The organism is Paraburkholderia sp. MPAMCS5 (assembly GCF_036016995.1).
GTDB lineage: Bacteria > Pseudomonadota > Gammaproteobacteria > Burkholderiales > Burkholderiaceae > Paraburkholderia.
Genome location: NZ_JAYXBK010000022.1, coordinates 24,133 through 38,032 on the forward strand (window position 1 = coordinate 24,133; position 13,900 = coordinate 38,032).

General features: G+C 61.9%; 10 protein-coding genes. 4 read left to right on the top strand and 6 right to left on the bottom strand.

Translation table 11 applies throughout. The annotated features are described in order from the left end of the window. Nucleotides 1-12: 12 nt before the first annotated feature. The 4 genes from VOM14_RS29280 (at nt 13) to VOM14_RS29295 (ending at nt 7,235) form a co-directional block, all read left to right on the top strand. Nucleotides 13-2,949, top strand: coding sequence for an FAD-binding and (Fe-S)-binding domain-containing protein (locus VOM14_RS29280; protein ID WP_327632212.1), 2,937 nt, complete (start codon nt 13-15; stop codon nt 2,947-2,949). Nucleotides 2,950-3,102: 153 nt separating this feature from the next. Further along, nucleotides 3,103-4,602 carry an L-piperidine-6-carboxylate dehydrogenase gene (gene amaB, locus VOM14_RS29285; protein WP_327632213.1) on the top strand — a complete coding sequence of 500 codons (1,500 nt, stop codon included), beginning with the start codon at nt 3,103-3,105 and terminating at the stop codon, nt 4,600-4,602. A 73-nt stretch (nt 4,603-4,675) separates the two neighbouring features. Next, the gene (locus VOM14_RS29290) at nt 4,676-5,848 is read left to right on the top strand and encodes an NAD(P)/FAD-dependent oxidoreductase (RefSeq protein WP_327632214.1); all 1,173 of its coding nucleotides are present in this window, start codon (nt 4,676-4,678) and stop codon (nt 5,846-5,848) included. 199 nt (nt 5,849-6,047) lie between these two features. Further along, nucleotides 6,048-7,235, top strand: coding sequence for an aminotransferase-like domain-containing protein (locus VOM14_RS29295; RefSeq protein ID WP_327632215.1), 1,188 nt, complete (start codon nt 6,048-6,050; stop codon nt 7,233-7,235). Nucleotides 7,236-7,373: 138 nt separating this feature from the next. Here the strand turns inward: VOM14_RS29295 and VOM14_RS29300 are convergent, their stop codons facing one another. From VOM14_RS29300 to kynU, 6 genes are read right to left on the bottom strand one after another with little or no spacing between them, the layout of a single operon-like run. Then, nucleotides 7,374-8,132 (bottom strand): maleate cis-trans isomerase family protein, encoded by a 759-nt coding sequence (locus VOM14_RS29300; protein WP_327632216.1) that lies wholly within the window; start codon nt 8,130-8,132, stop codon nt 7,374-7,376. A 12-nt stretch (nt 8,133-8,144) separates the two neighbouring features. Further along, nucleotides 8,145-9,059, bottom strand: coding sequence for a fumarylacetoacetate hydrolase family protein (locus tag VOM14_RS29305; RefSeq protein WP_327632217.1), 915 nt, complete (start codon nt 9,057-9,059; stop codon nt 8,145-8,147). 18 nt (nt 9,060-9,077) lie between these two features. Then, complete coding sequence (locus tag VOM14_RS29310; protein WP_327632218.1) at nt 9,078-10,178, bottom strand: cupin domain-containing protein; 1,101 nt, start codon at nt 10,176-10,178, stop codon at nt 9,078-9,080. Next, complete coding sequence (locus VOM14_RS29315; RefSeq protein WP_327632219.1) at nt 10,171-11,232, bottom strand: carbon-nitrogen hydrolase family protein; 1,062 nt, start codon at nt 11,230-11,232, stop codon at nt 10,171-10,173. The genes VOM14_RS29310 and VOM14_RS29315 overlap by 8 nt, the downstream gene beginning before the upstream one ends. Continuing rightward, nucleotides 11,229-12,629: an amino acid permease gene (locus VOM14_RS29320; RefSeq protein WP_327632220.1), complete on the bottom strand. Its 1,401-nt coding sequence runs from the start codon at nt 12,627-12,629 to the stop codon at nt 11,229-11,231. The genes VOM14_RS29315 and VOM14_RS29320 overlap by 4 nt, the downstream gene beginning before the upstream one ends. 57 nt (nt 12,630-12,686) lie before the next feature. Further along, a complete protein-coding gene (gene kynU / locus VOM14_RS29325; protein ID WP_327632221.1) occupies nt 12,687-13,883 on the bottom strand; it encodes a kynureninase in 1,197 nt (398 codons plus the stop codon). Nucleotides 13,884-13,900: the final 17 nt, after the last annotated feature.

Sequence of the window (13,900 nt, forward strand, 5' to 3'; positions counted from 1 at the left end):
GTGGACACAGCGGTGAAACGGGCGACGCCGTTCGAGGCAAGCACGACGTTGCTGCAAGAAGTGGAAGCCGGTCTGCGCAATGTGATACGCGGCGAGGTCCGCTTCGATGCGGGATCGAAGGCACTGTATGCATCGGATGCATCGAACTATCGGCAGATACCGCTCGGCGTGATTATTCCGGCGGACGTGGACGACCTCGTTGCGGCGCTCGATCTGTGCCGCAGCGCCGACGTGCCGTTTCTCACGCGAGGCGGCGGCACTTCGCAGAACGGTCAAGGTGTGAATGTCGCCGTGGTGGCCGACGCAAGCAAGTATGTGAACCGCGTGGTCAGCGTGGACCCGCACGGCAGAACGGCAATTGTCGAGCCGGGCGTGATCTGCGACACGTTGCGCGACGCGGCCGAACAGCACGGCTTGACGTTCGCGCCGGACCCCGCGACGCATAGCCGTTGCACCCTCGGCGGAATGATTGCGAACAACTCGTGCGGCGCGCATTCGGTGATGGGCGGCAAGACGGTCGAGAACATCGAGGCGCTCGACATCGTCACCTATGACGGCGCGCGCTTCTGGGCCGGCCCGACCACCGAAGCCGAGCTTGAACGGATTATCGAGCGAGGCGGAAGGCAAGGCGAAATCTACGCGAAGCTGCGCGACCTGCGCGATCGCTACGCCCAGCGAATCCGCGACGAGTTTCCGCAAATCAGGCGCCGTGTCTCCGGCTACAACCTCGATCAGCTTCTGCCGGAAAACGGTTTCAACGTCGCGCGTGCGCTCGTGGGCACCGAGGGCACCTGCGCGGTCACGCTACAAGCGAAGGTGCGTCTCGTGCACAGTCCTTCGTGCCGCGTGCTGCTGGTGCTCGGATTCAAGGACATTTATACGGCGGCCGACGCGGTTCCGCATTTCAACCGCTTTGCGCCGATCGCCATCGAAGGACTCGACCGCGCGATCATTCGCGGTCTGCAAGCGCGCGGATTGAAGCGCGACGAGATCGCGTTGTTGCCTGGCGGCGACGCATGGGTCGTGCTGGAATTCGGCGCTGACACAGTGGCCGACGCCGTGCGGCAAGCGAATCAGGCCGATGCCTATTTCAAGGCGGGCGCGGGCGGCGCTGGCGTCACCGGGTTGGTCGTCGAAGAGACGCACAAGCAGCAGAAAATCTGGTCGATCCGCGAAACGGGCGCGTCGGCGGTGGCTATGTCGGTTGATCCGTCGAAGCCGGACCCGATCGTCGGCTGGGAAGATGCCGCCGTCGATCCGCTGCGGCTCGGCGACTATCTGCGCCAGTTTCAGGCGCTCGTCGAGCGCCACGGTTACGACACCTGCCTGTATGGTCACTTTGGCGACGGCTGCGTGCATGCCCGTATTAGCTTCGACATTCGCACCGCCGAAGGCGTGCTCCAGTGGCGCGGCTTCTTGCGCGAGGCGGCGCAACTGGTTGTCGATTTCGGCGGCTCGCTTTCCGGCGAACATGGCGACGGCCAGGCCAAGGCCGAATTTCTACCCATCATGTATGGGCCGGAAATCATGCAGGCCATGGAAGAATTCAAGGCGATCTGGGACCCGGCCAACCGGCTGAATCCCGGCAAGGTGGTGCATGCCTATCGCGCCGACGACAATCTGCGCATGGGCCCCGCGTACAAGCCAGTCAAGCTCACCACCCGGTTGACCTTCGCGAGCCCGGAAGGCGACGGCATGCAACGCGCGGCGGAACGCTGCATCGGCATGGGCAAGTGCCGCTCGCTCGAAGGCGGCACCATGTGCCCGAGTTTTCGCGCAACACGCGAGGAGAAGTTCTCGACGCGTGGCCGTGCGCATCTGTTCTGGGAAATGCTTCAGGGCGATGTGATCACGGACGGCTGGAACAGCGCCGAAGTGAAGGAAGCGCTCGACGCGTGCCTCGCCTGCAAGGGCTGCCAATCCGATTGCCCGACGCATACGGATATGGCGTCGTACAAGGCAGAATTTCTTTCGCACTACTACGAGTGGCATCGCCGGCCACGACAGGCGATGTTCATGGGAAGAATCGGTCAATGGGCGCCGCTTGCGAGCCGCTTGGGCCGCCTGACCCGTTTCGTGACGTCGGCGCGGCCATTTGCGCCTGTCAGCAAGTGGCTTGCGGGCGTGGCGCCCGAGCGGTCTCTTCCAGTGTTCGCGCCGCATACGTTCAGCGCTTTGGCGAGGCGCCGCGCAACATCGAGCGGCAAGACGGCAAGGAAGCCCGCGCAACAAGTCATCCTGTGGGTCGATACGTTCAACGAACATTTCTCGCCCGAGATCGCAACGGCTGCATTCGACGTGCTCACGCGCATCGGCTATGAAGTCGTGCTGCCGCGCAAGCGTCTATGCTGCGGCCGGCCGTTATATGACTATGGCTTGCTCGACGAAGCGCGCGCGTTGCTTCGCAGCGCCGTCGACGAACTCGCCGGTCACATTCGCGCGGGCGTGCCGGTCGTCGGTCTGGAACCGGGCTGCCTGTCGGTCTTCAAGGACGAGTTGCTCAAGCAGTTGCCCGACGACGCGATGGCGAAAAAGCTCTCGGACCAGACCTTTCTCTTTTCCGACTTTGTTGCGCGCGCGGATTTCGAATGGCCGAAGTTCGAAGCCGACGTGAATGTGATCGTGCACGGCCATTGTCATCAGAAGTCGATCTTCGGCATGAAGGGCGACACCGCGCTGCTCGACAAGCTCGGCGTGCGCTGGTCGCTGCTCGACACGGGATGCTGCGGAATGGCGGGCTCGTTCGGTTTCAACGCGAACCACTACGACCTCTCGATGAAAATCGCCGAAGACAAGCTGTTGCCGCTCGTGCGCGGCGCGGCCGCCGACACGATTGTCGTGACCAACGGCTTTAGCTGCCGCGAGCAGATCGAACACGGCGCGAGCCGGCGCGCGCTGCATATCGCGCAACTGGCGAGTCAGGCGCTTGCGCGCGCGGCGCAGGTCTGAGGAAACCGCGAGCCGCCATTTCCGATCAGAAATTCGCCATGCAAGCCAATGGGAATAAGGACTGCACGGTTCATGTTGTCGCCAGAAATTCGTGCGTGTATAGTTTCCGAACGTAGCAAAATTTCGTATCGGAAATTTAAAGAGGCCTCAATCGTGAAAGCATCAAGCATTCTTTCGGAACTCGGTATTTCCCATCTCGCGGAAGCGGGCGACATCGCGGTTCATTCGCCGATCGACGGCGAGTTGATCGGCCGCGTGGCGAGCAAAACGGTTGCCGACGTCGATGCCGCACTGGCGCAAGCGCAAACGGCTTACGCAAGCTGGCGCAACGTGCCCGCGCCGCGTCGCGGAGAACTGGTGCGTTTGCTCGGCAACAAGCTGCGTGAGCGCAAGCACGCGCTCGGCAGCATCATCTCGCTGGAGACCGGCAAGATCCTTCAGGAAGGCCTCGGCGAAGTGCAGGAAATGATCGACATCTGCGACTTCGCGGTGGGCCTGTCGCGCCAGCTTTACGGCCTGAGCATCGCATCGGAGCGCCCCGGTCACCGCATGGCTGAAACGTGGCATCCGATGGGCGTGTGCACGGTGATTTCCGCATTTAACTTCCCCGCGGCGGTGTGGTCGTGGAATGCGGCGCTCGCGCTCGTCTGCGGCAATGCGGTGATCTGGAAGCCGTCGGAGAAAACGCCGCTGACGGCGCTCGCCGTCGACAAGATCTTGCAGGACGCGCTCAAGGAATTCGGCGACGCACCTGCTGGCCTCACGAGCGTCGTGAACGGTGGCCGCGATGTCGGCGCGAAGCTGGTTGCCGATCCGCGCTCGAATATCGTGAGCGCGACGGGCAGCACCGAAATGGGCCGCGCTGTCGGCGTCGAGGTGGCGCGCCGCTTCGGGCGCGCGATTCTCGAACTCGGCGGCAATAACGCCGGCATCGTGTCGGGCACGGCCGATATGGAACTGGCGCTGCGCGGCATCGTGTTCTCGGCGGTCGGCACGGCGGGCCAGCGCTGCACGTCGCTGCGCCGCCTGTTCGTTCACGAAAGCGTGTACGACAAAGCCGTCGAACGGTTGAAGACGCTGTACAGCAAGGTCGTGATCGGCAATCCGCTGGAGCAGGGCGTGTTGATGGGGCCGCTGATCGACGAGCAGTCGTTCAACCGCATGCAGGCGGCGCTCGAACAGGCGAAGAGCGAGGGCGGCAAGGTGTTCGGCGGCGAGCGTCATACGGTGGCGGCCAATTCGAAGGCGTTTTATGTGCGCCCGGCCATCGTCGAAATGCCGTCGCAAACGCCGGTTGTGCTGAAGGAAACCTTCGCGCCGATTCTTTATGTACTGAAGTACAGCGACTTCAATGAAGCCATCGACGGAAATAACGCGGCCGTTCATGGTCTTTCGTCGTGCGTCTTCACAACCGACCTGCGCGAAAGCGAGCGATTCCTGTCGGCGTCGGGCAGCGACTGCGGCATTGCGAACGTGAACATCGGACCGAGCGGCGCGGAAATCGGCGGCGCGTTCGGCGGCGAAAAAGAAACGGGCGGCGGTCGCGAGTCCGGCTCCGATTCGTGGAAAGCCTACATGCGCCGCGCCACGAACACGGTCAATTATTCGTCGGCGTTGCCGTTGGCGCAGGGCATCGATTTCAACATCGGCTAAGCGTTGCACGGTGTTTCGACGGCCGTCGCGAGGCGGCCGTTTTTCTGAGCCAACCTGCCATCGGGAGCAAGTCGTGAGTTCACAAGTCGTGATTGTCGGCGGCGGCGTAATCGGTAGTTCTATCGCCTACTTCTTGCGCGCGTCAGACCCGACGGTTTCCGTGACCGTGATCGAACGCGATCCGACTTACGCGAAGTCGTCATCGGCGTTATCGGCTGCTTCCATCCGCCAGCAGTTTTCCACGCCGCTTTCGATTCAGATGTCGCTGTACGGTATCGAGTTTCTGCGCAATCTCGGCGCACTGCTGGAAGTGGACGGCAGCCAGCCGTCGATCGATCTGCACGAAGGTGGTTATCTCTTTCTCGCCACGCCGGCCGGCGACGCCACGCTGCGCGAGAATCACGCATTGCAAAAGAGCCTCGGTGCGGACATCAACCTGATGAACCCGCCAGCGTTGAAGGCCCGATTTCCGTGGCTGAATGTGGAAGATCTGGTGTCGGGCGCATTCGGTGAAAGCGGCGAGGGATGGTTCGACGGCTACGGGCTCGTGCAGGCGCTGCGAAAAAAGGCACAGTCGCTCGGCGCGCGTTATCTTGCCGCCGACGTAACCGGCGTCGTGCGCGAGGGCCGCAAGATCACGCACGTGATTGCCAGCGACGGCGAGCGCTACGCGTGCGATACGGTCGTGAACGCGGCAGGCGCATGGGCGCGAAAATTCGCGCAAATGATGGACATCGATATTCCGGTGTTCGCGCGCCGCCGGAGCATTTTCAACGTGTCTTCTCCGGCTCGTCTTGCGGGCTGTCCGTTGCTGATCGATCCGACCGGCGTGTACTTTCGCCCTGAAGGAAAGACCTATATTTGCGGCACTTCGCCGGGCGCGGACAACGACCCGGACGACTTGCCGCTCGACCAGGTGGACCACGATCTTTTCGACGAAGTCATCTGGCCGACGCTCGCACACCGCGTGCCCGGGTTCGAGGCGCTGCGCGTGGAGAATTGCTGGTCGGGCTATTACGAGTACAACGTATTCGACCAGAACGCGATCATCGGCTATCACCCGCGGATCGAAAATTGCGTGTTTGCCAACGGCTATAGCGGCCACGGTCTTCAACAAGGGCCGGCGACGGGACGCGGCGTGAGCGAACTGATCCGCAACGGACGATACACGTCGCTCGATCTGTCTTCGTTGAGCTGGGACCGTTTGCTCGAAAACCGTCCTATTGTCGAAAAGAATGTGGTGTAGCGCACATAGTCACTCGAATACATTCGAGCTGGAAAAGGCCCGGCGTGATTCGCCGGGCCTTTTTTCATGGGCTCGCGCGGATTGCCCTGCACGCGCTTGATGACAAAACCGTACGACGTAGTGCATAGATATCGCTTGCTGTGAATGCAATGGCTGATCACAATCAACCATCGACCGCTCGCTGCCAGCCGACTCCGACATGTACGACTTCACCGCTCCTTTCCAGACTCCTTCCGGTTCTCCGATTCGCGAACTCTTCAAGTACCTGGGCGAGCCCGGAATGATTTCGTTTGCTGGCGGATATCCCGCGAGCGATCTTTTCGACATCGACGGTTTGCAGCGCGCCGCCGCGCGCGCCTATCGGGAGCCGGCTCGCTGTCTGCAATACGGACCGACTGACGGCTTGCCCGAACTCAAGCGTGAACTCGTGAATCTGATGGCGCTGCGTGGCGTGTCTTGCGCGTTGGATGAAATGCTGGTGACCACCGGTTCGCAGCAAGGGCTCGATCTGTTGCTGCGCGTGCTGGTGAGTCCCGGCGATGTCGTGCTGACCGAGCAGCCCGCGTATCCCGCCACGCTTCAGGCGCTCAGACTTCAGCAGGCGCAAACGGTCACGGTGCCCGTCGATGCACACGGCCTCGATGTCGATTTCCTCGGCAAGCTGCTGGCGTCGGGCACGATCGCGCGGCCCAAGCTGCTCTACACCGTCCCCACGTTTGCAAACCCGACTGGCGCGACGCTTACGCGAGCGCGCCGCATCGCCTTGCTGGAGCTGGCGGTGCAATATGAGTTTCTCATTGTCGAAGACGACCCTTATAGCGACCTGCGTTTCTCGGGCAACAAGGTGCCGTCAATCGTTTCGCTCTCGGCCGAAGTGGAAGGTTCGCGCGAGTGGGTCGTGCATTTTGCGAGCCTCTCGAAGATCGTCGCGCCGGGCTTGCGCGTGGGCTGGACGATTGCGCCCGCCGAAATCGCGCGCCGTTGCGTGATCGCGAAGCAGACCGTCGATCTTTGCAGTGCGCCGTGGACGCAAGCCATTGCCACCGAATATCTGGGCGACGGCGCGCTCGAACGACACTTGCCGCGCATCACCGAAATGTACGGACGCAAATGCGAGGCCCTATGCGACGAGTTGCGCGCGCAACTCGGCGTCGCGATTCAGTTTCATCAGCCCGAAGGCGGCATGTTCGTGTGGGCGCGTATCGATGGCATCGACGCCTCCGAGCTTCTCAAGCGCGCCATCGAGAACAAGGTCTTGTTCGTTCCGGGCAAGGCGTTTTTCGCGGACAAGGTCGATGCGGCGTCGCTGCGCCTCAGTTTCGCGGCGCCCGGAATCGCCGAGATCGAGGAAGGAGCGAAACGGCTGAAGCGCGCATATAGCGCCTAGCGATTGCCGCCGCCCTCGTTGATGTTGCGGGACGTGATGCTGCCCGTAAGCCGAATGCGTCGGTGTACGGTGTCGGGCACACGCTGGAAATACGAGCCGCAGACGAGCCACTGGCTCGTCTTTACCGCCCGCCAATTGTTAATAGCGCCCCGAGAGCAATGCGCCCGCGTTAGGCACGTAAGTGCGCAATCCCAGCTTCTTCAGCATCGAAAACGTGGTGCATACCGCCGCGGAGACGACAGGTTTTCCGCATTCGTCCTGCACGGCCTGGATCGCCTCGAACGAGGGCATCTGCACGCAGGCGGATAGCACGACCGCGTCCGCTTGCGACAGATCGAGTTGCTTGTAGACAGCACGCAACGCGTTCGGATCGCGAGCCCCGACTTCGAGGTTGTCGGGAATTTCGAGTGCGAGATGGCTGACCACCTGAATGTTCTCGTGCTCCAGATAATCGACAACCATCTGTGTTAGCGGCTTCATGTACGGCGCAATCAGCGCGATACGCTTCGCGCCGAGTGCGCGAAGACCATCGACGAGCGCGCCGGCACTCGTCACGACCGGCGCCGCGCAGTCGTTCTCTCTCACCACGGTGCTCAGGCGCTTTTCCGACATGCGATGGTATCCAATGCCCATGCTCATGATCGCGACCAGGCATGCATATCCGAGCACGTCGACCCTCGCGTCGGCCAGTTCCGCCGCGCAGCGATCGGAGTCGCGGTCCATCGCTTCGAGTTCTTCTTTCGTGACCTGTTTCATTCGCATGCGGCTCGAGTGAAACGTGAACTGTTCCGGCTCGACTGTTTCGCGCAGACGGAGCATGGCCGGAATTTCCTTTTCCATTGTCACGTTGGAACTGGGAACGATCTGGCCGATGCGAAAAGTTTTATTCGAAATCATGAGGCTTTCCTGCTAAACGGAGACAACGGGGTTGCGCAGTGTGCCGATGCGCTCGACGCGTGCTTCGATGATGTCGCCGGGTTGCATCCATTCCTGCGGCGTGCGACCCGCGCCGACCCCAGACGGCGTTCCCGTCGCGATGATGTCGCCGGGTTCGAGCGTGATGGCCGCGGCGATATCCGCGATCAACACGGGAATCCTGAAGTACATTTGCGCCGTGTTCGCGCGCTGCATGACGCGGCCGTTCTTGGTCAGCGAAAGTTCCAGGTCATGCGGGTCCGAGATTTCATCAGCCGTGACGATGCACGGTCCCATCGGACAATACGTGTCCTGGCCTTTCGAAAAAATCCACTGACCGGCACGGCGGTTGTCGCGCGCGCTGATGTCGTTGATCACCGTGTAGCCGAACACGTAGTCTATGGCGTCGGCTTGCGCGATGCGTTTGGCGCTTCGGCCGATTACGACGCCGAGTTCGACTTCCCAGTCGAGTTGCTGCGTGATCGCGCTGTCGTGTTCGATGGCGTCGCCTGGGCCGATCACCGTGGTCGGCGGTTTGCTGAAAACCACGGGTTTTGCGGGCATTTCCTTGTCGGTATCGAGTGAGCGGCTCGATTCGGCGACATGGTCCACGTAATTCAAACCGATGCCGAAGATGTTCTTGCGCGGACGCGGAATCGGCGCGAGCAATCTGACGTTGCTCAGCCAGGTCGCGGTGCCGACGGGCCATTGCGCGCGATGCGTGTCGATCAGACCGCGAAGCAGATTCAGTGCGGCGGGGCCCGCGTCGATGAGGCCTAGCATCGTCGACGGCAGGCTCGCGTTGGCTTGCAAACCCAACAGTGCCACATCGACGACATAGTCGCCGAGCACAACGCCCACGCGCGCCGCCTGCTCGCGCGCGCGATCCTGATAGGTGACTAACTGCATGTTTTCCTCGATGGTCGTTTAATACGTCTGGTGGCCGTCATTGGGCACATAGGCCTGCTCGCGATAAATCGCGAGCGAATGCATGACGGGAAAATCGTTGAAGGAGAAGAGGCACGCGTCGTCGGTAGCCGATGCGTTGGCATGCTCGTGCCACGTCCAGGACGGCACGCAGAAAATGTCGTGCTCGTTCCAGTCGAACCGCTTGCCGCCGATCACCGAGTGCCCGGACCCTTTGGCGACGTGATAGATCACATTGCCTGTGTGCCGATGCGCCTGCGTGCTTTCGCCGGCGCGCAGCATTTGCATCTGCGCTCCCATCGTCGGCATCACGGACTTACCCGTGAGCGGATTGACGTACTCCATGACGACGCCGTCGAAAGGGGAGCCGTCCGTGGTTCGCGCATAGCGCAACAGCGCCTCGTACGTGCTCTCCCAACTGAACTTCAACAGCGGCGAATAGGGCTTTTGCCAGTCCGGCTCGAGCGGCTTCAGCGCGGGGTTGCTATAGGTCAGGTGCGAGGCGTTGAGAGGCCGCGCGACATCCTGATGGAGTTGCGGATGAACCTCGTAGAAGTTCGCCTCCAGCGCGTTGATCAGCGGAATGTCGAGGCCGTCCTGCCAGATGCAGGGCGAGGTGCCGCCGTCGTTGCCGTGTTCATGCCAGGTGCCGTTGGGCGTGATCACGAAGTCGTTTGCCCTGAGCGTGAGGCGCTCGCCGTCGACGATGGTGTAGGCGCCGCTGCCCTCGATAATGAAGCGCAACGCCGAAGCCATATGCCGGTGTGCCGATGCCGCTTCGCCGGGCTTCATCACCTGAATGCCGGTGTAGAGCCAACCCACGGCCGCGCTGACATCGCGCCGCTTCGGGTTCACGAGCATGACCACGCGCCGTCCCGCATCCTCGGGCCGCACGAGGTCGAGCGATTGCAGCACCATGGGCCGCAGTGCCTCATAGCGCCACAACATCGGAATGGCATGCGGCCTGGGTTCCCATGGCTCGATGTCGTTCGCCACCGTCCATAGCGCGCCCGCTTCATGCTGCGCGAGCGCGCTGTAAAACGCGGCAAGTTCGGGCGTTTCGACGACGCGTGCTCGTCCGGCCACGTTGTCGTCATGCATGGCGCTTCTCCATCAGCGCCGTGGACGACGCGGCGGCGAGACTCTCGGTCACGCTATCGCGTCTATCGAGAGACGACTGGTCTGCGCGCCGGCCCGTGATCTGTATCGGGGCCCTCTGCTGTTTGTCCACGCTCAGACTGAAGATGTCGAAGCGGTTGTAGTGACCGACGATGTCATGCATCTGCTTGGGCTGAATGCAGCGCGTCAGGTCGATCTCGCCATAGACGATTCCTTCGCGGTCGATCAGCGGCTCGGTCAAAAGTCGCCCGTCCGGACCGAAGATGCCCGAGAACGCGCTATGTTCGCGTTCGAGCAGCGCGCGGCCATTCGCGTCATCGCCCGCGACACAGTCGATGATTTCCTGGGAGATGCTCGAACAGGAGACGATCGAAAAGAGCTTGCCCTCGAACGAATGCGCGGCCGCGCGCACCTTGATTGCCTCGACCATGTCGTAGTCTTTGGGCGCGACGGGTAGCGCGATGTAGTTGGCAACGTGAATCAGCTCGCCCTGCGCCAGCAACGAAAAACGCGCGAGCGTGTTGGTGTTTTCGCCGCAAGCCAGCGCGCCGAGCGGGCCGATTTCGGTGTCGTACACGGTCAGCGAGTTGCCGTCGCCGCCGGTCCAGGTCAGCTTCTCCGCCCACGTCGGAACGAGCTTGCGATGCCGCCCGAGCAGCGTGCCGTCCGCGCCGATGAAAAGCACGGTGTTGTACAGCGTGCCGTAGCTGTGCGCACCGCGTTCGTTCACGCCGATGACGACGAAGCAGTTCGCTTCGCGTGCCGCTGCGCAAAGCCGCTCGACGTGCGGACCGGGGACGTCGATGGAGTTGATGTAAAGGCGCTCATACCACGGACTGCCCTGTACGGGCGTCATCGTCCAGTTCCAGTACGGGTAGCCCGCGACGAATACTTCGGGAAACGCGATGAGGCGTGCGCCGTTTTTCGCGGCTTCGTCGATGAGCGAACAGGCGAGTTCGACCGTGGCGTCCGCGTCGAGGTAGACGGGCGCCGCCTGCACGGCGGCGGCAATGAATGGCGTGGGGTAGGTTTTCACAATGCTTCCGTTTCGATGAGACGTTCGTCCGAGCGGCCTTTGACGAAGCCGAAGGCCACGCTCAGCACGAGCAGTAGCGGGATGCCTGTGAGCAGCGTCATGCGAAAGGCGGGCAGCACAAGCGTGGTCGCGAGTACGGCGAACATCAGCGTGCCGCCGGCGATTGTCAGGAAAGGGAATCCCCAGATGCGGAAGGTGAGACGCGTGCCGTTGCGTTCGGCCACGCGCCGGAAGCGATAGTGCGTGACGAAAATCATGAACCACGCGAACAACGCGCCGAACATCGCAATCGACATCACGAGCAGGAACGAATGTCCAGGAATGATCACGCTGCAGATAGCCGCGAACGCCACGCCGAACGTTGAGAAGAGGAGTGCGTGAGACGGCACGCCGTTGCGTCCGATGGTGCCGAGGAACGCCGGCGCGTGGCCGCCGCGCGCGAGACTGAAGATCATGCGAGTCGCTACGTACAACTGAGCGTTCATGGCCGACAAAGCGGCGGTCAGAACAACAAAGTTCATTACGCTCGCGCCGAACGGAACGCCGATCAAACGCATGACGAGCACGAATGGACTTTCTCCCGTGCCCGCCCGCTGCCACGGAACGATGTCTACCGTCAGCGCAATGGTGACGATGTAGAACAGGAACAGCCGGAAAACAGCGGATTTAAATGCGGTACGCGCTGCGCGCTGCGGCTCTTTGGCTTCACCCGCCGCAACCGCGATGAACTCGATGCCGATAAAGCTGAAGATCGCGATGACGACGGCGTACCACGTTCCCGCGAAGCCCTTTGGAAAGAAGCCCTGGTTGGAGAAGTAGTTGCCCAGCCCGACAGTGCCGCTAGCCGGCGCTTGCCAAACGGTCAATCCGCCGATGACGATGAAGCCGACGATCGCGGCCACCTTGACTGTTGCGAACCAGTACTCGGCCGCGCCGAATATGTTCACGCTGCTTGCGTTGACCAGAATCAGCAGCGCGGAAAACCCGGTTATCCAGATCCACGCCGGCGTTGCGGGGAACCAGTATTGCATGTACACGGAAACGGCGGTGACTTCCGCGCCGATCACCAGCACGACCGACACCCAATACGTGTAACGCACGAGAAAGCCGATCCGCGCGCCGAGATAATGCTCCGCATAGGCGCCGAAAGAGCCCGTCGTGGGATGCGCGATCACCATCTCGGCGAGGCAACCCATTAGCAGAAGCGCCACGAACGCGCCGATTGCATAGCTGACGATCACGCTCGGCCCCGCCATCTGTATCGCGGCTCCGCTGCCGAGAAAGAGGCCCGTTCCGATCGCGCTGCCAATGGCGATCATCGTGAGTTGTCGTGGCGTGAGACGCTTTTCGAGGTCGCTCTCGCGCGCGGCGATTGAATCGAAATTTTCCGATGACATCATATCTCCGTGTTTTGTAATCGTTGCGCGGCGCGATGGGCGCGCCGCGCTGCTGCTTTACGTGAAGTCGCGGCGTTCCTGATACTCCGGCTTTTCCCACGCGCGCGAGGTCATGATCTGATCGATCGCATCGATCAGCGCGTGGACGTCTTCCTCGGTGTTGTAGAGCGGCGCGAAACCGAACCGCATGTAATTGGGCATGCGGAAGTCGCCGATGAACTTGCGCTTCGCGAGTTCCTGCATCACGCCATAGCCCCGCTGATGTCGCAGTGACACATGGCTGCCGCGCCGCGCGGCGTCGCGGGGCGAAGCAACAGTGAAGCCATGCGAACTGAGGTACGTGTCCACGCTTTCGATAAAGAGGCTGGTGAGCCGAATGCTTTGGCTGCGAAGATCGTCCATGGAAATGCCTTCGAAAATATCCAGCGCGCGCGAAAGCACGGACAGCCCGATGACGGGATTCGTGCCGCACAAAAATCGCGCGGCGCCGGATGCCGGCGTGTAGTTCGGCGCGAAGTCGAACGGGCGTGCGTGACCGAACCATCCTGCGAGCGGTTGTTCGCAGAGATCGGCGTGGCGTTCGGCAACATAGAGATACGCCGGAGCCCCAGGTCCGCCGTTGAGATATTTGTAGCCGCATCCAACGGCAAAGTCCGTACCGCTGCCGTCGAGATCGCAAGGTACGGCCCCGGCGGTGTGAGACAGATCCCACACGATCAACGCGCCACATTCGTGCGCTCGCCGTGTATACGCCTGCATGTCATAGATCTCGGCGCTGCGGTAGTCCACGTGCGTCAACACGACGGCGGCAACCTGGTCGTCGAGATTCAGTTCGATCTCGCGCGCGGGCACGGCGACGACGGTCAGGCCGAAAAGCCGGGCAACCTGTTCGACGATATAGAGGTCGGTCGGAAAAGAATCGGAATCCGTAACGATTTTATTTCGGCTGGATCTGAGGCCAACCGCGGCGACCAGCACCTTGAAGAGATTGACCGAGGTGGAGTCGCAAGCGACGACCTGTTCCGGTTTCGCTCCGAGCAACGCTGCGATTTTGGCGCCGGTGCGTTGCGGCAGGGTTCGCCATTCGGCGTCGTGCCACGAATGAATCAGACCATGGCCCCATTCGTGCGTGATGACGTTCGACGCGTGCAACTGCACGACTTTAGGCATCAGGCCGAGGGAGTTGCCGTCGAAATAGCGGACGCCCTCGGGAATGCAGAATCTGTCGCGCATTGCCGCCGACGCGTGTTCCATGTCGCTTGCCGCTGTGG